This window comes from Agromyces binzhouensis (assembly GCF_004135055.1).
In the GTDB taxonomy this organism is placed as follows: Bacteria; Actinomycetota; Actinomycetes; order Actinomycetales; family Microbacteriaceae; genus Agromyces; species Agromyces binzhouensis.
On the sequence record NZ_SDPL01000001.1, the window covers coordinates 18146 to 39139 of the forward strand.

The 20994-nt window shown below is 66.0% G+C and carries 14 protein-coding genes; 10 read left to right on the plus strand and 4 right to left on the minus strand.

From position 1 onward, the window contains the following. Positions 1-203: 203 nt before the first annotated feature. The 5 genes from ESO86_RS00115 to ESO86_RS00135 all read left to right on the plus strand — a co-directional run bounded on the left by ESO86_RS00115 (position 204) and on the right by ESO86_RS00135 (position 9197). Entirely contained in the window at positions 204-1553 is a 1350-nt protein-coding gene (locus ESO86_RS00115) for an ATP-binding protein (RefSeq protein WP_129232870.1), read from the plus strand. Positions 1554-2036: 483 nt separating this feature from the next. Continuing rightward, entirely contained in the window at positions 2037-3569 is a 1533-nt protein-coding gene (locus tag ESO86_RS00120) for a type I restriction-modification system subunit M (protein ID WP_129232871.1), read from the plus strand. After that, positions 3562-4743 carry a restriction endonuclease subunit S gene (locus tag ESO86_RS00125; RefSeq protein WP_165307144.1) on the plus strand — a complete coding sequence of 394 codons (1182 nt, stop codon included), beginning with the start codon at positions 3562-3564 and terminating at the stop codon, positions 4741-4743. The genes ESO86_RS00120 and ESO86_RS00125 overlap by 8 nt, the downstream gene beginning before the upstream one ends. After that, entirely contained in the window at positions 4740-7715 is a 2976-nt protein-coding gene (locus tag ESO86_RS00130; protein ID WP_129232873.1) for a type I restriction endonuclease subunit R, read from the plus strand. The genes ESO86_RS00125 and ESO86_RS00130 overlap by 4 nt, the downstream gene beginning before the upstream one ends. Before the next feature lie 606 nt (positions 7716-8321). Next, a complete protein-coding gene (locus ESO86_RS00135; protein WP_129232874.1) occupies positions 8322-9197 on the plus strand; it encodes a hypothetical protein in 876 nt (291 codons plus the stop codon). 120 nt (positions 9198-9317) lie between these two features. Here the strand turns inward: ESO86_RS00135 and ESO86_RS00140 are convergent, their stop codons facing one another. Then, on the minus strand, positions 9318-9827 hold the full coding sequence (locus ESO86_RS00140) for a hypothetical protein (RefSeq protein ID WP_165307146.1): 510 nt from the start codon (positions 9825-9827) through the stop codon (positions 9318-9320). A 160-nt stretch (positions 9828-9987) separates the two neighbouring features. Between ESO86_RS00140 and ESO86_RS00145 the strand changes: the two genes are divergently transcribed. Further along, entirely contained in the window at positions 9988-11739 is a 1752-nt protein-coding gene (locus tag ESO86_RS00145; RefSeq protein WP_165307148.1) for a type IV secretory system conjugative DNA transfer family protein, read from the plus strand. A 148-nt stretch (positions 11740-11887) separates the two neighbouring features. Here ESO86_RS00145 and ESO86_RS00150 read toward each other — a convergent pair whose 3' ends face one another. Beyond that, the gene (locus tag ESO86_RS00150) at positions 11888-12763 is read right to left on the minus strand and encodes a hypothetical protein (RefSeq protein WP_129232877.1); all 876 of its coding nucleotides are present in this window, start codon (positions 12761-12763) and stop codon (positions 11888-11890) included. A 382-nt stretch (positions 12764-13145) separates the two neighbouring features. Here ESO86_RS00150 and ESO86_RS00155 point away from each other — a divergent pair, with 382 nt between their 5' ends. The 4 genes from ESO86_RS00155 (at position 13146) to ESO86_RS00170 (ending at position 15804) form a co-directional block, all read left to right on the plus strand. Then, the gene (locus ESO86_RS00155; protein WP_129232878.1) at positions 13146-13595 is read left to right on the plus strand and encodes a single-stranded DNA-binding protein; all 450 of its coding nucleotides are present in this window, start codon (positions 13146-13148) and stop codon (positions 13593-13595) included. 63 nt (positions 13596-13658) lie between these two features. Then, positions 13659-14201 carry a hypothetical protein gene (locus tag ESO86_RS00160; protein WP_129232879.1) on the plus strand — a complete coding sequence of 181 codons (543 nt, stop codon included), beginning with the start codon at positions 13659-13661 and terminating at the stop codon, positions 14199-14201. A 110-nt stretch (positions 14202-14311) separates the two neighbouring features. Beyond that, positions 14312-14581, plus strand: coding sequence for a hypothetical protein (locus ESO86_RS00165; protein WP_129232880.1), 270 nt, complete (start codon positions 14312-14314; stop codon positions 14579-14581). Continuing rightward, the gene (locus tag ESO86_RS00170) at positions 14578-15804 is read left to right on the plus strand and encodes a hypothetical protein (protein ID WP_129232881.1); all 1227 of its coding nucleotides are present in this window, start codon (positions 14578-14580) and stop codon (positions 15802-15804) included. Before ESO86_RS00165 ends, ESO86_RS00170 begins: the two co-directional genes overlap by 4 nt. Before the next feature lie 11 nt (positions 15805-15815). Here the strand turns inward: ESO86_RS00170 and ESO86_RS00175 are convergent, their stop codons facing one another. Continuing rightward, positions 15816-16685 (minus strand): DnaJ domain-containing protein, encoded by an 870-nt coding sequence (locus tag ESO86_RS00175; RefSeq protein ID WP_129232882.1) that lies wholly within the window; start codon positions 16683-16685, stop codon positions 15816-15818. Continuing rightward, on the minus strand, positions 16682-20317 hold the full coding sequence (gene mobF / locus ESO86_RS00180) for a MobF family relaxase (protein WP_129232883.1): 3636 nt from the start codon (positions 20315-20317) through the stop codon (positions 16682-16684). Before mobF ends, ESO86_RS00175 begins: the two co-directional genes overlap by 4 nt. Between the last annotated feature and the right edge of the window lie 677 nt (positions 20318-20994).

Consider the following 20994-nt stretch of genomic DNA (forward strand, 5'->3'; position numbering starts at 1 on the left):
AGCGGGTCAGCGCCACGGCGCCGTCGCGGCCAGGACCGTCAACAAGTACTGAGCCGCGAGCGAAGGCGTGGGGTGATCGAGGACGATCGGCGTGGTGGGGGCCGGCGCGCGTGACCCCCAGTCCGCACCGCGCCAGTTCCCTCGTCGCCTCGTATGCCTACCCGTTCCTCACAGAAGAGGGCCTCGGAACCCGAGGGGTATGGATGGGCAAGCTCGCCGACGTCAGTGGTGGCGGCGACTTCGTGTTCGACCCGTACGAGCTGTACAACGCCGGCCACGTGACCGGCACGTCAATGGTCTGGATCGGTACGGTCGGAACCGGGAAGTCCGCAGGGGCGAAGTCGTTCGCCACGCGGATGGCGACGATGGGTGTCAAAGTCACCGTCGCGTCGGACCCGAAGGGGGAATGGGCGCCCGTCGCCGAGGCCATCGGCGGGAAGGTGATCGCTCTGTCGCCTTCAGGAGACCACCGTCTGAACCCGCTCGATGAGGGTCCACGCGACTCGCGGCTGAGCGACGCAGCCTGGGCGCGGCTCGTGAAGTCGCGACGGCGGCTGCTGCTGTCGTCGATCATCCCGTCGCTGATCGATCGCGACCTCAAGCCGGCCGAGCACACACAGCTCGACATCGCCCTCGACCGCGCCGTCGCCGACAGCGCTGGCGGCGGGGTGGTCACCATCCGCGATGTCTACCGGTGGCTCGTCGACCCCGAACATGGCGCTCCCGCAGAGCCGGCCGCGGATGCCGACGTCGCCCACGGCATGCGTCGACTGGTCGAGGGCGACCTTGCGGGCGTCTTCGACGGCGAGTCCACTGTCACGTTCGACGAGGACGCGCCGATGGTCGTCATGGACACCTCTGGCTTCATGGGCGCATCGGGGACGCTGCTCTCGGTCGCGATGACGGTCGTGGCGGCCTGGGTGGAAGCGGCGGTCATGGACCCCGATGGCGGGCGACGCATCCTCGTCTACGACGAAGGGTGGCGGATGCTGCGCGACGAGCTCATGCTGTTGCGGATGAGCGAGCAGTGGAAACTCGCCCGGCAGTACGGGCTCTGCAACCTGCTGATCATGCACCGCATCACCGACCTCGACATGATCGGGGACCAGGGCTCGGCTGCGCGAGCGCTCGCGCAGGGGCTGCTCTCGGATGCCGAGATTCGCATCGTCTACCGCCAGGAAGCGGACGTGCTCGAGGCCACCAAGGAGGCACTGGGGCTCACGGATCGAGAGATCGACGAGGTTTCGACACTTCCTAGGGGGATGGGTCTATGGAAACTCGGCAAGCGTCCGTTCCTAGTGAGCAACATCCTCACTGAGCAGGAGCTGGAGGTGTTCAAAACCAGCGGTCGCTTCGAGGTCGAGATCCCGGAGGAGATCATCGTCGACCGGGCACCAGTCGCGGAAGCTGTCGTGAGCCAGCACACATGGGAGAATCTGGCGACTACCGCCGGGTGCGACTCGGCGATCCATTCAGTCACAAGGGCAGGCAAGTACTGCACTCGATGCGGTGCGCGAAGGCCGGACGCGGAGGTCGGTTCCGCCGCAGCGTGAACCGGGTGGTGCGCACTGTCGTAGGGCGACTGGAACCGCCGCGTGTCTCGGATCCAGATGCAGCTCGTGTGAACCAGGCTAACTCGTCCTCGCTGGCCCAGCCTAGGATCCGAGGGCGCCCATCGCGATGAAGCCGCTTGTCAGCACTGCAAGCTCTGCAAACATACTCCGAGACGATTGACCACGGGCGACAACGCGACAGGTTCGTGGCGCCAGGCCCGAACCGTGTGTTTGCTCCACGCGAGTCATGAGTGAGCGCCCCTCCGGCGAAGCGCGGGGACACACACGAAACGAGACGTGGTCTTGATTCAAGCGGTCATCTCGGTCCTGAACGACAGTGCAGCTACGCGGCGGACAGCGCTTCACGCACTGGAACGGAGCCGATTCAAGGGGGCTCGCCCACCGTCATTTCGACCTCTTCGCCCGATAGCGTGTTGCTTGATCATAGAGAGCACCGAACCACGCCAAAGGGAGCCCCTACCGATGACGCTTGCTTCCATCGATCAGCGCCACCTCAGTCAGCGGGAGCTCGAGCAAACGCTCTGGGCAGCCGCGAATGCACTGCGCGGCCCGGTCGACCCCGGCGACTTCAAGGCGTACGTGTTCCCGGTCCTCTTCTACAAGTGGATTAGCGACGCATACGACTACCACCACGGTCAGGCCGTCTCCGATCTGGGCGACGAGTGGACGCAGGAGATCGAGGACGAGGACTATCAGACGTTCCTCATTCCTGATGGGACCCACTGGGACGCGACTTACGAGGTGACCAAGAATCCCGGCGCCGCCCTCAACCGTGCACTCGTCGCGATCCAGGAAGCTAACCCCGGCAAGCTCGCTGGCGTGTTCGGTGACGTGAACTGGGCGAATACAGAACGTATCCCTGAGTCGGCGCTGAAGAGTCTCCTAGGCGTGTTCAATCGGCTCACTCTCGACCCGGCTCACGTCTCGGGCGACATGCTCGGCTCCGCATACGAATACCTGCTGCGGGAATTCGCCGAAGCGAGCGGCAGGAAGGCAGGCGAGTTCTTCACGCCCCGCCACGTGGTCCACCTACTCGTCAAGATCCTCGCCCCCGAAGCCGGCGACTCTATCTGCGACCCCGCTTGTGGGTCGGCGGGCATGCTCGTCGAAACAGTCGAAGCCGTCAAACTTCACGGCGGCAACCCCGAGTCGCTCCTCCTGTACGGGCAGGAGCAGAACCTCACGACCGCCGGTATCGCCCGCATGAACCTATACCTGCACGGTCTCGAGGATTTCGAGATCAAGCGTGGAGACACTTTCCGAGAGCCGAAGCTCCTGGACGAAAGCGGGCGGCTTCGAAAGTTCGACGTCGTCATCGCAAACCCGCCGTTTTCCCTCGACAATTGGCCCGCGACGACCTGGGCGCAAGACCCGTTCAAGCGCGCGCTCGGCGGGATCGTCCCGCCCGCAAAGAAGGGCGACTGGGCGTGGATTCAGCACATGCTCTCCACGATGCGCGACGAGACTGGGCGGGTGGGCGTCGTGATGCCGCACGGCGTGCTCTTTAGGTCAGACTCGACGTCTGAACCTGCGATGAGGAAGTACGTGGTAGAGAACGACCTGCTTGACGCAGTCATCGGGTTGCCGAACAACCTCTTCTACTCGACCACCATCCCGGTCTGCCTGCTCATTTTCCGCGCGAAGAAGCCTGTCGAGCGCGAAGACCACGTCCTGTTCATCGATGCCCGCGCGCGATTCAAGCCGGGCAAGAATCAGAACACGATGAGCGACGACGACATTGAGATCATCGACGCCGCCTACAAGACCGGGAACGACACCGACGGCGACAGCGGCCTGAACCTCCAACTCGTGCCCAAGTTCGACATCGAGAAGAACGGCTACGATCTCAACCTTGGTCGGTACGTCCAGGCCGAGACCGAGGCAGAAGCCGACGTCGATGCGGCTCTCGCCGCCCTCCGTGAGGCTCAGGAGCGAATGGACGCCACGCGAGCCGCCCTCGACATCCGACTCAAGGAAGCCGGCTTCTATGCGTGACGGCTGGAAGCAGGCGGTGCTGGCGGAAGTGCTGACCGAGATTCAGCGTCCCGTGCCGGTCTCATCACTCACGGAGGTGCGGTTCGCGGGCGTGCGCTGGTACGCCGAGGGCGTGTACGCCCGCGAGACAGTTCGCGCCGGAGAAGTCAAGACTGCCACCGTCACCGAACTCCGCTCGGGGGATATCACCTACAACCGGATGTGGGCTACAAAGGCGAGCTTTGGACTCGTCGGCGACGACGTCGACGGATGCCACGTCACGAATGACTTCCCAATCTTTGAGGTGAACGAAGCCGAGACGACGGGGCGTTATGTGGAGTTGATATTCCAAACCACACCGTTTCAGGCGGAGGCGGCGGCTCGCGCGACCGGGACTACCGAGCGTCGCCGGCTCAAGCAGCGTGACTTCCTGTCGATCCCGATCGTCCTCCCGAAACTCGCCGAGCAGCGGCGGGCCGTGGATCTAATCACGGCGCTCGACGAAGCGATCGAGGCCGCCGGACAGGAGGCTGAGGCGGCGCACGCGGCTCTTGAAGATGTCCGGGACCTGTTGATCTGGGGACGATCGGAGGTCCGCGTAGCGCTCCGAGAGGTTGCTGCGGTCGTAGGACGATTGGTGAGCCCGATGGAACCTGAGTTCGCATCATTGCCCCATATCGGGACGGACCGAATCGAGTCAGGAACCGGCGTTCTACATGGAGTCATCTCGGCCGCCCAGGACCGGGTCATCAGTGGAAAGTACCTGCATGAGCCGAGGACGGTGATCTACTCAAAAATTCGCCCCAACCTGCGCAAGGTGGCCGTTCCAGACTGGCGCGGTCTTTGCAGCGCGGACGCCTACCCGCTTCTGCCCCTCGGCAGCGATGATGTCGACTACTTGAGTCAACTGCTCATCTCTCGGCCATTCACGGCCGAGGCAGTCTCGCGATCGGGCCGGACGAAGATGCCGAAGATCAATCGCGCGGACCTTATGTCGATCGAGGTGCCGTCACTGGACTCAGCTGAACAGGCGAAGGTTTCAACTACCTTGAGCAGCCTCTCGAACGCTCGCGACGCGGCCCGCGCCACCGCCCAGACCCTTGGTGCGTTGCGTGCGAACCTGCTGACGGTAATTCTGTCGGGCGAGCACGAGATCCCTGCGACGTATGACGCACTGCTCGAGGAGGTCGCGTGACCGGGTATTCCGAGAAGGACACGGTGCAGAACGGGCTCGTGCAGCTGCTTGTAGAGGCGGGCTGGACGTACGTGCCTGGTCACGCGCTTCCTCGCACAAAGCAGGAGGTGTTCGTGCAATCGGACCTGCGGGACGCGATCGAGCGGCTGAATCCTGCCCTCGTGGGCCGCACGGACGCGGTCCTCGCCGCGCTGCGGATCGTCGCGTTGTCGGCGGCATCCGACGGACTCATGGTCGCCAATCAGGCGTTCACGCGGCTGCTGCGCGGCGGTGGGACGGTGCTGATGCCGGACACGAACCATGACGAGCCGTACCGCCTAATCGACTTCGAGCACCCGGAGCGGAACACGCTCATTGTCTCCGACGAGGTGAGCTATCAGGACGCCAGATTCGACGTCGTCCTATGGGTCAACGGCATCCCGGTTGTGGTGGGAGAGACGAAGACGCCAGTGTCGACGTCTGTGACTTGGGTCGATGGTGCGAAGGACATCTACGGGGCGTACGAGGAGAAGTCGCCGGCGTTCTTCACCGCGAATCTGCTCTCGTTCGCCACCGAAGGAAAGGACTTCCGCTACGCGGGCGTGCGGACCCCTCTAGACCACTGGCACCGCTGGGGATCCGGCGACGTGCCCGCCACCATTGAAGGCTGGCCTCGCGTCCAGATGTCAGTCACTGGGCTCCTCACCCCGGTGGTAGTGCTGAACCTCGTCGAACACTACGCCATGTACGAGAAGAAGCACTCCGATGGCGTCGTGCACACGATCAAGCTGCTGCCGCGGTACTTCCAATACGATGCGGTCGAAAAGATCGTCGCCCGCGCCACGACCGAGACTGGCAGCCGCGGACTGGTCTACCACACGCAAGGCTCCGGGAAGACGCTCACGATGTCCTGGGTGGCGACCCGCCTGTACTTCGATCCCCGGATGCATAGGCCGACGATCGTTGCCGTCGCCGACCGGACGCAGCTTGTCACCCAGACGTTTACCCAGTTTGCGTCCGCAGGCGTCCCCGAACCGGTCAAATCGTCAAGCCTGGCGTCGCTCCAGTCCGCGCTGCGCCATGACGAACGGGGCATTATTGCGACAACCGTGCACAAATTCGCTGGCGCTGGTGTTCTCAGCGAACGGGCGAACATCGTTCTGCTCGTCGACGAGGCTCACCGCACTCAGGAGGGCTCGCTCGGCGCCGACATGCGGGCGGCGCTCCCTAACGCGCACCGGTACGGATTCACCGGCACACCCATTGCCGACCTCGACCGGAACACTTACCAGCTGTTCGGCGACGAGCGCGACGACGGGTGGGCACTCGGCACGTATGACTCCGATCGCTCCATTGCCGACGGAACAACCGTGCCGATGCGGGTGATCCCGAGGCCCGTGAAGTTCGACATCGCCAAGGACGAGCTCGACCAGGCGTTCGACGCCCTCGCTGATGAGGAAGAGTTGACTGAGACGCAAAAGGAGGGATTCGCTCGGCGGGTAGCAAACGCACGTGCCATCTTCCACAATCCCGAGAGGATCGCAGCGGTCGCGGCAGACATCGTCGACCACTTCTATAGATCCATCGATCCGCTTGGGATGAAGGCGCAGATCGTCGTGGCTGACCAGGAGCTGTGCATCCTCTATAACGCCGCTCTCCGTAATGCATTAGCAGGGGCGGGCCGAGACGACGAGGTCGCCGTGGTGATCTCCGCGAAGGGCAAAGCCGAGTTCGAGTTCTATAAGCTCACGGAGGCCGAGGAAGAGGTGCTGCTGGACCGATTTCGCGATGAAGCCGACCCGCTGAAGTTCCTCATCGTCACTGCGAAGCTCGGCACGGGCTTCAACGCTCCTATCGAGGGGGTGCTCTACCTCGATAAGCCGTTGAAGCTGCACACACTATTCCAGACGATCACGCGCACCAACCGCCCGTGGAAGAACGCCGAGACCGGGTTCGCCAAGGCGTACGGCACTATCGTCGATTACGTCGGGCTCGGCGACGGATTCGCTCGCGCGATCGCCCCGTCCAATCCTGAGCACGCGCAGCGTCAGATCGACACGGAAGGTCTGCTGGGAACGCTCGGCCAGGCGCTGAAGGAGATGAGACGCCGATTCGTCGGAGTCCCCCGCGACAACTCAATGGGATCGCTGCAGGTCGCGCTGGAGCGTGTCCCGGCTGACACCGAAGACCGGCAGGAGTTTCGGGCCGAGTTCCAACTGGCGCAGGGCCTGTGGGAAACGATATTCCCGGACGCCGCCCTCGATGACTGGTCTGAGGACTACCGCTGGTACGCGCAGGTCTACGCGGCTATCCCCGCGGGGACCGATGATGATGACTTGCTGTGGGAGCGCCTCGGCCCGAAGACACGTGAACTCGTCCACTCGCACATGCGCAACGTTCGTGTTGACGACCGCAACATCGCCGTCGTGATCGCTGACGCTGACACGATCCGCCGCATGTCAGAATCGGGACGCCTGCCACCCGTCCCGACGGAGTACGAGGGGCAATCTGCCCAGGAGATTCTGGACTCGTTGACCGATCGGATTCGACGCCGGCTCGAAGGCGGCGATGACGAGGCAGCGCGGTACTCATCGATAGCAGAACGTCTCGACCAGCTCCGCCAGCGTGTGATCGCGACAGCCGAGGACTCGATCGACTTCCTAACCGCCCTGTTCGAAGTCGCCACCGAACTCACCGACGCGGAAGGCGAGGACGGCGACGGCGTCCTCACCGATCTTCCCGACCCGAACGTCGGCATGCTCACCCGCATCTTCGAGGAGCACAAACCCGAAGGGATGACCGTGCTCGTCAGCCAGGTAGTGGCGGAGGTGGATGTACTGGTCCGCCACGCGGTCCATCCAAACTGGGCGTCAAAGGACGCGTCGAAGAAGGAGATCCGCAGACAGCTGCGCCAACTGTTTCGTAAGTACAGGCTCCCCATTGCGGGCGAGCCGCTCGACTCGGCGTGGGCATACATCCTCAAGCACTACTGAGTTATGGAACGCAGCACGAAGTGTGGCGATGATCGGGGCCGCTCGATTGACCCCTGATCGATATCGCCCTAGGGGCGGTCGTGGCCGCAATGGGTTGGTGGGGTTCGGATAGAAGGAGCTCATTCTTCAACCTCATGCAGAGGACGTTGCCGGGGCGCTGGTGCGCACCACGATCGATTTCGGCGCTGGACGTTCAAGGTTTCACGGCAGCTCATCGAAGGCGCTCCGACGGACACGGCCTCGTTTGTTGATCGATTGGATCGTCAGGTGAGTCAGCAGCTTCAGGTTCCCGTGAGAATGGCGGATCTGCTCAAGTGAGGCGTCCGCTCAGCATCCGAAGCTGCCGTCAAACTCGGCTAGACAGTACGCGCAGATCGCAGCCCCGGCAGGTGCAGATGCCATGGTCAAGCACGCACCTAGTGCCGCAGGCCGGGCAATCCGGCTCTGTGGAGAGGAAGTCGTCCATCCTGCGAGCGTAGGCGTCAGCGGACACGCGCGCTCGTCGCTGTCCACATGATCGGCGGAACACCGCGAGTGGACCGCGCACCTGTGTGTCGAAAGGTTGCGCTTCGCGCGTGCTTGCAAGTATCTCGCTAGCGTTGGGCTGTGACTGACAAGCCCCCACGCGCCCGCCGCGTGGTTCGCGGAACATGGGCCGCCCATGTCAGGAAGATGGCGGCATTCCTCAGGGCGGACCCCCGCTGGACGATCGGCACGGCAATCAGCACGGCAATCGGCGCGGCAGCGCTCGTGGTAGCGATCTCTGTTGCGCTTGCATCATCCAACACTTCTGCCGGCCAGCAGGATGCCATCGACGTCGGCGACAAAGGCCCCCCACCAGTTGCAGCGCCGACGGATGACCCGGGCGCGACTCCCCCATCCGACGACTACGACGGCGGATGGGGCCCGGATCGAGAGGTTTTTACCACCGCAAATCCTGCCGGTTATGTCGCGCTCAACTCCATCACCGACAACCCTGTGCACGGCGACGAGCGCAACTTCGTCCAAGTGCGGCAAGCAGGAGCGCCTAACGAGACCTACTCGGACGTGATCCGCGGTGGACCTGGTACCGAGTACGTCGTCTACGCGTGGGTTGCGAATAATGTGGCGGACAACTTTGCAAGCCCAGTTGCCACGTTGCGTGGCCTACGAGCGCGAGTCATTCTGAACTCTGGATCGAACGAGCATGTGATCGGTGTGGCCATTTCGGCCGACAATGCGACGGCGGTGTGGGATGGCGCAACAATTTTCACTCGTGAATCGTCAGCGCTTGAGTACGTCGACGGGAGTGCCTGGTTTCATACCAACCCCGACGGCGGTTTCGCTCTAGCCGACGACCCTACGACGGCGAAGGGCGCGCTGCTGGGACAGCACTTTGCCGACGGCGAACTTCCAGTGGGGCGCGATAGCGACGGTGAGTACCTTGGCCACGGCTACCTGACGTTCAGAGTGAAGATGGTCGAGGTACAGGGGGCAGGTTGAAGTGGGCGATCGCCGATCTCGGAGGATCGCTGCTTCGGATTGGGCGCTATCGGTACGGCTGTCCAAGCACCGACTAATCGCGGTCGCTAACGTCATGCGTGTCGTGTTACTCGTGTGGCATCAAAGTCGCTGCGCCGCAACGTACGCCTTGTGCACGCGCTCAGCTGCCTCACGCAGACGCACACTGCGCCCGCCGAGCCGTTCGCCACGTAGCTCGCCGACGTAGAGGATCGATTCGCCCTCTCGAAGGATCCGGACGGCTCCATACGCGCGACCGGACGAGTCGACCATTGTCCAGACGCCAGGTGTCCGCTCCTCCGCGCTAAGGAGGGGATGCCACTCGACGCCGTGATCATGGGTCCTGACCATCGTGCCCTCCTGGTGCTGAGCCGCGATAGCGGCTTGGTACTCGTCCCACACGCACTCGGCCGCGAGGCGCAGCTCGTCGGCCGGGAAGTAGCCGATGAACACTCGAGCTGCGGCGTCCGGCGCCCACGTTTCTGCGCGGAGAAGCGATCGCGGCGGGGTCGATCGCTGAACCATGCGAATCACCGCGATGCGTCGCGACCCGTCGAACTGAAGCCACTCGCCTCGCTGGACGGTGCGCAGTTTCGGTTGCCAGTAACGCAATCGGGCCGGCTCCTCGGGAAGGTGTGGAGCGCGCCGGCCCGCGCGATGAGCCAAGTTTACGACGGCGACACCCGGCGCGACCACGGTGCGCCGGCCTCGGGATCACCTTGGTGACCGAGAGGAGCTACCGATGCGATCACCGGATTCATGGCGCGCAAACATGGCACTCGCGACCGTCGCCATCGCTGCCGCCCTGGTTGCCATTCAGGCCGGAGTGGTCTTCGCGCTGGCGACGTTCACGTCGACCGCCTCCCCCAGACTCACAGTGTGGGAACTGCTGGGTCTCTACGGACAGCCTGACCCGACATCCGTCACGACGCAGCCGGTATCAGCGCTCGTGCACTGGGCACTCGTGACAGCAATCGTCGCCGGCATCGTCATGTGTGCTTCGTACTGGAACTCACGCCGGCGCGGATCGGCGAAGACCGAGACTCTTCGCAAAGGAACCGCCCGGCGAGCAGAACTCGCGAGGCACGCGGGCGCCGATCAACTCGTCGCCCGTGCGCGCACCCTCCGCCCGTCCGTCGACGTGAAGGCCGCACGCCCCGGGGACGTCGGCTACTGCATCGGCCGCTCGCATCGTCTGCCGATCTGGATGAGCGTCGAGGACTCGGCGATCCTCGTCGGGCCGTCGCGGTCGGGCAAGGGGTTCAACTTCATCGTGCCCATGCTCACTAAGGCGATGGGCGCGGTCGTGACGACATCCACTCGCGCGGACAACCTTCTCCTGACGATGGAGCATCGCAAGCGAACGGGCGGGCCCGTGTTCGTCTTCGACCCCAACGGTGTCACAGCCGGCGCCGGGAACCAGCTGCGCTGGTCGCCGCTCGACGGGGCGGAAGACCTCGACGTCGCCATGCGGCGCCTCGCGTCGCTCATTCCCGGTGACGGGTTCGAGGGAGTTCAGAACGCCGGTTATTGGGAAGCGACGTCGAAGAAGATCATTCTCGCGCTGTTCCACGCCGCCGCGCTCGACGGCCGTACGATCGAGGACTTCTGGCGATGGATGAGCGACCCGAACCTCGCGAAGACCGAAGCGCTCGACATCCTCAACAGCTCCCCCGACGCCGACCGAGCTACCGCGCGGTCTCTCAACGCCGTACTCGCCGGCAGCCCCGAGCAGCGCGGCAACGACTGGGCGGCGGCATACGCGGATGTCGCGTACATGGCGTCGCCGAAGGTGCGGTTGTCGATGAGCCCCAACGAGGATGATGCGGTGTTCGACCCGTTCGACTTCATCATGTCGCGCGGGACGCTCTACCTGATCGGGGATGCCGCGGCCGCGGCAGCCTTCGAACCGCTCGTCGTCGCACTGGTCGAGGAGATCTCCGCGGTCGCTCAGGGTATAGCTGGCGCGTCGCCCGGTGCGCGGCTGGATCCGCCAGTGCAGTTCATCCTCGACGAAGCGGCGAACTTCAAGATCCCGACGTTGCCGAAGCTCATCAGCTACAGCGGTGGGTCGGGGCTAACGGTCATCGTGGTGCTGCAGTCGATCTCGCAGGCTGAGATGGCGTGGGGACGAGAGGGCGCCCGAGCAATGTGGGGCGCGGCGAGCCTCAAGATCGTGCTCCCCGGTGGATCCGATCCATCCGATCTCAAAGATCTCGAGACGCTCGTCGGTGAGGTCGAACTCGAGCGTCGCTCGTACTCCACATCGGAGAGCGGCGTCTCACGCCAGTACGCGCGCGAGGAGAAGCGAGTGCTGCGGGCGAGCGAGATCCGAACCCTGCCATTCGGCACCGCGCTCGTATTCTTCCGGCAGCTCAAGCCCGCGATCGTGAAGCTCTCACCCTGGATCAAGCTGCCGATCGCCGAACAGCTCGAGCGTGACCGCGAGCTCGTTGCCGCGCGTCTGAAGGCCGCAAGCCCGTATGCCGCGCGGCTCCACGCATGGAACAGGTCGATTGTCTGAGCTCTAAGGCGCGCGTGCTTCGCACCCGAGGCGCCGGCCTTCGAGTCCCTACAGGGGGGCACTCAGTCATCGCGACCCGTCCAATGATGCCCTAGACATCGAACTCGGCATACCTGCAGACGACGCGGCTCAGTCAGCTGGTGCGCGCCTAGCGGCTTGCCGCCGTCGGCGGCGGGGACGTCGATGGCAAGAGGGTGACATCGGCGATCGCCCAAACGAACCGATTCTCGTGGCGTCGCCATTTCGGGTCCCCAGCAGGCTCCTCGCGTTCACTGATCACAGCCTTGGCGCAGATGTAGCGAACCTCACCATTGGAGCCGCTGATCTCCACGTCAGCCTTCCATTGGGTGGAGGCCACCCCCGTGAGACTGACACCTGTGTCGCCCCAGTAGAGAAGCACGTAATCCAACGACTGTGCTGTGTCGGCCAAACACTTGAACTCTGCTTGTTTCGCCTCGGAAACCCTCGGGTCCTTGGAAGCCAAGTCGGTGAACGCGATCAACCGGAGCAGCAGGGTTTCCTTTGCTCGCATCGAAGATGCCGAAGCGTCGGCGGTTACCGTAACTGTGTTCGCATCCTTGGGGACGACGCTCAGGTCGAGCGAAGGCTTCTCCCGAACGCTGAGGTTGGCAGTACCAACTACGACGGCGACGCTCACGCCCACCAAGGCCACACCCGCGCCGATGGCAAGCACCCATCTTGTCGCCGTTGCCCTGGGCCATAGGAGTGCGATCGATGCGGCGACGCCCCCGACCAGAGTCGCGATGACGGCCCAAGCGAACGCTTCCGGCGCGTTCCTGATGAGCCTGGTCAGGAGATCGCCTTGAATGCCGAGCGCAGCGAGCACGGCGATCAGCAATCCGAAGTACGCCAGCGCGGCAACCCGCACCGCGTTCATGAATTCAGCGGTGGGAGGCTCGCCCTTGGCACCGTTGAGGCTACCCGACTCCACCTTCTCGCTCGCCGTCCCTTTTCTCGTTGGCGGGGAATCCTTCTTCGCGCCCTCTTCCGGCTCCTTTGCCACTGGTGGTTCGGTCGGAGCAGCCTTCGTGCGGCGTAAGCGAACGCGAATCGCTGCGAGGACTGCGATCGCCACAAGGGCGACGAACGTCTGCCCGCGGACATGCGCGGATCCCGGATTCGCCGTCGCGGCTCGTTGCCCCGAGCCCACAGATCGCGGAGCGCCCATCATGCCTTCCCCCGGGCCTGAGCGGTTCTCAATCGGAGGATACTCTCACTCCTCCTATTGATCTATTCCTCAGAAATGAGGACAAGTCAGCACCTGCAGTTCTTCGGACGGCCCTACCTCGACGAATACCGCGCTCGCGCACGCCGATCGCTGCGCGACGGGTGGCATCAGAAGGGTGAGGTCGGCACCCGCTGGCCATGACGGGAGTCGAAGATTCATGGCAACGACGAAGGAGAACATCCCGCTCAAGGGGCGGCTGGTCACCAATCCGGAGCGATTGGACCACGAGAACGGTCCGAAGATCCGCTTCCGATTCGTGGAGGAGGACTACAACCGTGAGAACGGGCAGCTCGTCCGGGACGAGAACGGCTACCCCGTCGTGTCGAACATCGCGTTCCACGACGCCGTCGTCTGGCATGAGCCGCTCGCCGAGCGGATCGCGAGCACCCTCCGCTCCGGTGACGCCTTCGTCGCGACGGGTGACCTGAAGTTCTCGACGTACGAGGACAAGGACGGCAACACCCGTCCGTCGCATGAGTTCGCGCTCCGCGCGATCGGTGCCGACCTCGCCAGCGGGCGTGTGGTGATCGATCGCGCTCCGAAGGCAGCGACCGTGACGGGGGAACAGCAACTCGCTCCAGAACAGACACGTCACCTCGCACGGTGACCCCATGGGCGGCCTCCGCGTCACGCGGAGGCCGCCATCGACTTCAGCTGAGAGGACAACGCGATGCAGGGTCCCGAGTTCGCGGAGCAGTCCGCAGCATCCGCCCCCGATTCGCCATCAAGCTCGCACGTCCGCCGCGGCGTCCTTCTTCCGCCGGCAAGGGCAGGGATCGTCGAAACCAAAGGGAACGGATACGACTTCATAGCCGCGAACGAGCGGGCGGGATGGCGCGCCGTCCCCGACTGGGGCAGAAACGGTTGGGACCTGGGCCGGTGGCCCACTGCAATCGTCATGGCCTCGGACGAGCATCGCCGTCCGCGGGCGCTCGTCTACCTCGAGGGGGACCTGGAGGCTCGAGAGTTCGACACCGCCGATGAGCGCACGCGGTTCGTCGACGATGTCGCCGAGGAGCTCTGGCGCGCCGGGGAAGCGGACGGCCCTCGCGATGTCGCCGCGTATCCGGCCGGCGAGCTGCCTCCCGAATACCGCGGGCCAGTCCCGCGAGCGCAGGGGTCACCGGCTGCGGGGACCGTCGGCCCGTCGACGACATCCGTGCCCTCCGTGCACGAGGCACCATCCACCGCACGCTCCGTCGGGCGGCGCTGACGCCTCCGACGTTCCTCAGATCGGGCAGCCATCCACAGATCGCACCGCTCTCCGGCCCTATCGCGACACCGTCCATACCTTCAAACGCACGGCCGAAAGGACCGACCCCAATGACCGCTCAAGACCAGATCGACATCGCCCTGCAGCGCACCGCGATCGCGGCCTTCATCTACTACCCGCAGATCCACGTCGACCAGCCGGACTACCGGCTCGAGGACGATCTTGCCTGGTGTGTGGAACCGCTCGGCGAACTCGACGCAGTCGCTCTCGGCGCGGTCAGGGAGGTCGTCGGACGGGCGATCGTCGAGCCCACCGAATACCGCGAGGAGCTCTTCGCGATCCTCTCGGGCCTTGCCGACGCAGACACCCCGGGCGAATGACTCGTCCCCTCCCGGAAGACGAGCGCATCGCCCGTGACCGGGCGCGCAAGCAGGCATGGTGGGACGCCAACCCGAACTACCGGGCAGAACACCGCGAGAAGAACCTCGAGCGTCTCCGCGAGCAGAACCGCGAGTACATGCGCGCTCAAGCCGCCGAGAAGAAGCGGCGCGCGCGCGAAGTCGAGCGCGTCCGCCAATGGAGCAAGGAGAATCCCGAGAAGCGCCGTGCTGCGCGCGAGCGCTACAGGGCGGCGAACCCCGAGAAGTATCGCGAGGCCCAGCGGGAGTACTACCACCGCAACAAGGAGGCAATCCGAGCTCGGCGCGATGCGGCGCGCACAGCTGATCAGGTGCGCGCAGGCGCGCGACGCGACTACGAGAAGCGGGATCGGTCCAAGCCTGCGAAGCCGCCGTCGCCGGAGCAACGCGAGCGGCACAAGGCTCAGGAGCGCGAGAAGAAGCGCGTCGAACGAGCCCTCGCCAGGGCCGGGCTTCCTCCGCGGAGACTGCAGCGCGTGCTCGCCTTCGAGAAGCGGAACAATGCGGCTGCGGCGAACGAGTTCTTCGACAGGCGGCGAACCGTCAAGGAGGTCGCGCAGATCCGGAGGCAGGACGGGCCGACTCCCCGAGCGCTGCTCGAGGGCTTCACCGAGACGAACGCTCGCCTTCGGGAGCGGCTCCTGTTCCGGCGCGCCGTCGACGCCCACCAGCTTGCCAACGCCGCACGGCTCCACCGAGACGTCCTCCTCGACTCGCGGGCACGCGAGCTTGCCGGGAAGCCGCCTTACGACACGTTGCTTGAGGTCCGCCGGCGTGCCGCGAGCGAAGTGCGCGAGGCGCAAGCCCGCCAGAGCGGCGCCGGACGCCTCGTCGAGCCGCACCGGAGCGGAGCGGTGCTGAGAGCCGGCAGCGTTCGTGAACTGGTGCAGGCGAATGTGAGGGCCGGATGGTGCGTCGTCCCCTCGCGCGCTGGCGTCGCGCCGCAGCAGCTGCTCCTCTTAAGCGACGAGTTCGACTCCCCGCGGCTGCTGACCATCAGCCGTGGCGGACCCGAGGTCCGGGAGTTCGACAGTGCGGAGGCACGATCGACGCACCTCAGGAAGTTGAATGGCGGGAGCGAGGCGTCGCCGGTCGGACCTTCAGCGGTCGCTACTCGGAGAGGATCGACGTCACAGCCGCCGTCCGTGACGTCGCCCCGCACGGCGGCGGTCTCGGGTCGGTAGGCACAGTCTGTTCACCGTGCGATGTCGCGTTGTCCGACTCGAACCCTCCGGGTCAGTAGGACACCGCGATTTCGATCGACGAGCTGCCAGCATCCCTGAGCGGCCCGGCCCCAGAGGTCTTCCTCGACCCACTCTCCGGTCGCGTAATCGAGAGCGAGAACACGAGAGCGTTCGCGAGCATGTTCCGCTCGCTCTATGTAGAGAATCCCGTGGCCACCATCCTCGGCCATGCGCACGAGTCGCGCCCAGCGCCAGCGGGCGAACGCGCGCGCGAAATGACGTGTCATGGCGCCGCCCACAACTGCCGCGGCGCCGAGGAGAAGCGCCCCGGTGATCATGAACGCGGTGGTCGCGGCATCCGTCATGTCGGTGGTCGCTGCTGACGTCAGCATGGGCGTCGATGCGGCGCTGGCGATGATCATGCCGAGGAAGCCTCGGCGAACCATACGCCGGCTCGGGACGAATGCCACGATGGCGCCGAGGACGAACGCCGCATACGCAAGCTGGGCGCCGGTCAGCCGAACGATGGCCGTGGCCGGCTCGACCTCGATAACGGCGAGCCGGCTGCTCGACACGCTCATCGCAACGGCCGACGCGACGACCAGCACGGCCGGTATCAGGATGGCTAGAACGGCGCGCACCCAACCTCCGGCCCGCCGGCGGCCCTCCCCTCGGCCGCACCGTTCGTCGTACGCTCGCCGGCGATCGGGATCCGTGAGCACTCGACCCGCATCCAAGACCCGGCGATGTTCGCGCCGCGTGCGGCGGGAGCCGGCCAGGTCAGGATGGGTCGCGAAGGCGCGTTCGGTTGCGGCGCGCGCGATGGTTTCGGCGGATGCGTAACGGTCGACGCCGAGCGACCGGTAGAGATCGCCTCTCATGGCGCCGACCGTAGCCGCGGTCCACGATGCTCGTGCAGTTCGGTCGGAACCTGTGGACGGGCGCCTACCAGCCCTCGGCGCGGGCTTCTGGGTGAATCCGGGCTCGTCTGCTCGATACGGTCGAGCGCGCCCTTCGCCACGGTGTAGTCGGCGCGGCGCTGGTGGTTCAGGTCGTCGATGGGCCCGAGTGGGTCGGCGTCGGTCACGCCCCACTTATCGCGGTATGCGGCGACCGTGATGGCCGCAGACCGCCCTCCTTCTCCGGATGCGTCGCCGAGTCGCTCCGTCCATGGCTCGCGATCTGAGAGCGCAATGTCGAGGACGGTGTTGGCTCGCATGACGATCGCGGCCGCGCGTTCCTCGAGCGCGCGGCGCATGTCTGCGTTGTCCGTGGTGATGCTCGGAACCAGGCCGGCGATTTGTTCGCGGTGGCGGCCAGGCCGGGATGCCGCGGCGACCGCGAGGCGGTCGGTCAGTCGCTGATGCACCACGGCCGCGGCATCCGTCGCATTATGCAGCTGCCGCGCGCGGACGGCGTCGCTCACCACGTCACGGACGGGAAGACCTTGCTCGTCGACACGGCGGATGAGGGCGACGAGTGCGTCGTACCCGCCGTGGTGCCGAAGCTGGTCGTGCAGCTGCGCACCGAGCGCGTCGGCGAGTAGTGGGCCGTAGCGTTCGTGCGCGACGTGTGCGGCGAGTGTCTCGTACTCAGCCGCGAGCTGACGGATGCTGGACATGCGCTCGTGCTCGCGCGTGATCGTCGCCGTCGCGGAGGTCTCGGCGCCGGTCGATCGCAGCACGGACTCGAGCACATCCCGCCAGCCGCGCTCGAGCTGCCGGGTGGCGTCGGTGTCGGCGAGACCGGCGGTGACGTAGGCCCGGTTGGAGTGCTTGCCGCGGGTCATGCCGACGTAGAAGACCTCCCGCGAGGTGCTCTCATCGACCAGGACGTGGGCTGTGTCGACGGTGCGGCCCTGAGATCGGTGTGCGGTCGTCGCGTACGCGAGTTGGACGTGGTCGCGCAGGTAGTCGACCGGCATCGTCACGCGGGCCCGTTCGGTGTTCTCGACGACGGCTTCTCCGTTGCGCCGTATCCGCACGACGACCCATTCCTGTCCGTTCCGAACCCATTCGCCGGCGCTGTCGCGCAGCGTGCGGTTGTTGCTGCGGGACACGATGCGGTCGCCGATGTGGGCGCGCATCCGCTCTAAGATCTCGACGGATGCCTCGCCGAGGCGGCCAGCGGCGCGAAGCCATTGCTGGGCATGCTCGTTCAGCGTGCGAACCTGCGAGTTGTCGGATGCGATCAGGAGGGCGTCGCGACCGTCAGCGACATCCTGCTTCCATGCCGAGAGCGCGTCGGCGAGCATCTGCTCGCTCGTGCCTGACTCGACCCGGTCGTGCGCCGCGTAGGCATCGATCGCGGCGGAGTCGCCAAGACGGAGCAGCACGGACGCGTCGCGCTCCCACTCAGCGGTGAATCGCCACACCTGGTCGAGCTCGGCGGCGTCCTTTCCGCGGGAAGCGGCGATCGTGACGAACATCCCGCCGGCGCCGACGGCGCCGAGCTGTGCCCAGTCGCCGACGAGCAGCAGTTTCGCACCTGCCCGCTCGGACTGGGCGCGGAGCTCGTCGAGTGCGAGGGTGCCGCTCATGCCGGCCTCGTCGACGATGACCAGCTGTCCCGAGCGCATCGCGAACCGCGGGGCGGGGCCGGTTGAGCCGGTGATCCACATGGCGGTGTTCTCGGTCTCGATCTCGAGCGCCTCACCAAGCACTTTCGCGGCTGATGCTGACGGGGCGAGCCCGATCACGGAGTTCTGCCCGTGCTGCTGCTCCCAGAGCTCGCGGAGCTTCGCGAGGGTGGTGGTCTTCCCGGCGCCGGCCGGCCCGACGAGCACGTCGATCGCGAGCCCGGACGCGGCGATCATCGCGACGGCGTCGCGCTGGTCCGAGCCCAGCATCCGCCCCTGCCGGTCCGGCTCATCGAGCCGTCCCTCCAGGATCGCGGCGTCGACTCGAAGCCCGGTCTGGTGCGATGCGGCATTTAGGAGCCGGCGTTCGGCGTCGAGCAGTCGCTGTGTCGTGAACAGCTCCCGGGATGTTGGCGCGAACGCGGACGCGCCATCTGACTGCCGGAATTCGCGCGGCGCATGCATCGGGTTTCGTGGGGTGACCGCGACCGCTTGGTCGATGACGCGCTGCAGGACTCGACGGGATGCATTGTCGCGGTCGAGGATGCTGCGGAACGTGATCGGCTTCAGGGCCCGGTGAATCTCGGCCATCGCGTTCGCCCGCGTCCACGTCGCGCGCGCCTCGGCCAGCGTCGCGAGTACCCGGCCGGCGACTTCCTGGATATCGAGCACATCGGCGAGGTCATCGCCGCGGAGCGACCAGCGGCCCTGTTCCGCGAGCCGGGCGGATCCGGCACGAACGATGTCGGCGACGAGCTCGTCGGGGTCGGTGATGCGAGCAGCGCGTTCGCGCCAGTCCTCGCTGAGTTGTTCGAGCGAGCGCACGGTCTTCGCGGTGCGAGTGCGGCGGGTCGCCTGGTTGCGCATGCGCCACACCTGGAACCGGGACGGCTCCTTGCCGGTAGCCGCCCGGTACTCGTCGATCAGGTCGTCTTTCGCCTTCGCGATCGCCGTCGATCGTTGCGAGAACTCATCGAGCAGCCGTGGCGGGATGCCGGCGATCTCCCACTTCCGGTTCCGCGCAGCGACCCCGTTCGCGTCGGCGAACAGCGCCCGCGCCTCCTGCGAATCGGACAGGCCACGGTCTTGCAGGAAGCGGGCGAAGCCGCGCTCGTCGACGGCGGCCGTCCGCTCGGTCCATTGCACGCCGAGCCGGTTCGAGAGCGCATCCATCAGTGCCGCGTCGTACGCCTCCGAGAGGGTGACGACATGCGGCGAGAGCGCGTGACGGGAATCGATAGTGCGCCACCGCCCGTCCAACGTCTGCACTCGGTTCGCGATGAGCAGGTGCGTGTGCAGCTGCGGGTCGCCATCCCGCGAGTCCCAGTGATCGAACCCGGTCGCGACCGCGCCGAGCACCTCGAGTTGCGCGACCCCGCCGGCGCCGACGCGGGTCCGCAACGCGTCGCGCTCGAGGATCGCGAGAGTCTCCTGAAGGGCCTGCTCGTGCGCGGCCTTGATCTGCTCCTGCACGGACGGCGGCGCGAGCGCCCAGAGCACGCTCACCGACTTCGGCGGGTTGAACACGAGCTCGAACCCGGCGACGGATGACGCCGGCGCGTGCGCCGTCTCCTCGGCGATGATCTTGGTGACGGCGTGCTCGCGCGTCGCGTCATCGAGCGAGGTGTCGAGCTGCTTGACGCGGGCGTCAACGCGTTCCTCGAGTGTCGCGACTACGGCGTACCGCCGCGCCAGCGGCTCACCGGTCAGTGGGTGCGCGCCAGCGCCGTACAGATGCGACAGCTCGGCTGGCGTCACGGTTCGACCTTCGGCGACACCGAGGCCCGCGACACCGGAGCCGTACCAACGCCCCGCGGGCGTTCCCTCTGCGGCGTAGTAATCGACGGCGTCACCACGCCCAGCCTCGACGGCGACAGAGTCGTGGAAGTAGCGCCACGCATCCTCGCCTGACGCGATCTTCACCATCGAGATCATGACGCCGCCGCCTGTCGCGACGCCCGGTACGCCGCGACACGACACCGCGTCGAACAGTACTGCTGGCCCGCCCGGGGATGCCGCATGTCGCCGCGACACGCGGCGTTCGCGCACGTCGTCCGGCGTGGGGATGCGACGCGCGACGCGTCATGCCAGGCACGCTTGCGACAGCTCGCCGAGCAGAAGCGTTGACGCGGGCTCCCCGCCACGTACCGCGACAGGCAAGCCTCGCAGCGACGCACAAGCACGGATGTCGCGGCGTCGCGGCCGTGACGCGACCGTCGACGCCGCGCCGCGTCACGGCACGACTGCGAGCAGAACGCCGCGTGCTGCGTGCCGGCGACAAAGCGGCCGCGACACTCCGGACACCACAACGCGAAGCGTCGATGCCCGATCCGCTGCGGCGCATGCGCCGCGTCGCCGAGCATCGACATCGCACGCGACAACTGCCGCGTCACAGTCGCAACTCCGCGCCGTTCGTGATCGCGGGCTTCGTGCCGGCCGGCTTCAGCCGCTCGTCGCCGTGCTCGAGTTCAAGGTCTGTGCCCGGTGCCTGCTCCATGCCTGCCCGATGGCCCACGGCGCGCACGCGACGTAACGCGGTTGCGACGCAATCGCCCTCAAGTGCCAGACGTGTTCTGCTTGGATAAGCGCCAGGGTCAGCGCCTGACCTCGGT

What these genes read in the sequence shown, in the direction of transcription:
- ESO86_RS00145 (WP_165307148.1), top strand. Translation starts at nt 9,988, where the DNA reads ATGGCACTCGCGACCGTCGCCATCGCTGCCGCCCTGGTTGCCATTCAG.
- ESO86_RS00165 (WP_129232880.1), top strand. Translation starts at nt 14,312, where the DNA reads ATGACCGCTCAAGACCAGATCGACATCGCCCTGCAGCGCACCGCGATC.
- ESO86_RS00160 (WP_129232879.1), top strand. Translation starts at nt 13,659, where the DNA reads ATGCAGGGTCCCGAGTTCGCGGAGCAGTCCGCAGCATCCGCCCCCGAT.
- ESO86_RS00120 (WP_129232871.1), top strand. Translation starts at nt 2,037, where the DNA reads ATGACGCTTGCTTCCATCGATCAGCGCCACCTCAGTCAGCGGGAGCTC.
- ESO86_RS00155 (WP_129232878.1), top strand. Translation starts at nt 13,146, where the DNA reads ATGGCAACGACGAAGGAGAACATCCCGCTCAAGGGGCGGCTGGTCACC.
- ESO86_RS00175 (WP_129232882.1), bottom strand. Translation starts at nt 16,685, where the DNA reads ATGAGAGGCGATCTCTACCGGTCGCTCGGCGTCGACCGTTACGCATCC.
- mobF (WP_129232883.1), bottom strand. Translation starts at nt 20,317, where the DNA reads ATGATCTCGATGGTGAAGATCGCGTCAGGCGAGGATGCGTGGCGCTAC.
- ESO86_RS00125 (WP_165307144.1), top strand. Translation starts at nt 3,562, where the DNA reads ATGCGTGACGGCTGGAAGCAGGCGGTGCTGGCGGAAGTGCTGACCGAG.
- ESO86_RS00170 (WP_129232881.1), top strand. Translation starts at nt 14,578, where the DNA reads ATGACTCGTCCCCTCCCGGAAGACGAGCGCATCGCCCGTGACCGGGCG.
- ESO86_RS00115 (WP_129232870.1), top strand. Translation starts at nt 204, where the DNA reads ATGGGCAAGCTCGCCGACGTCAGTGGTGGCGGCGACTTCGTGTTCGAC.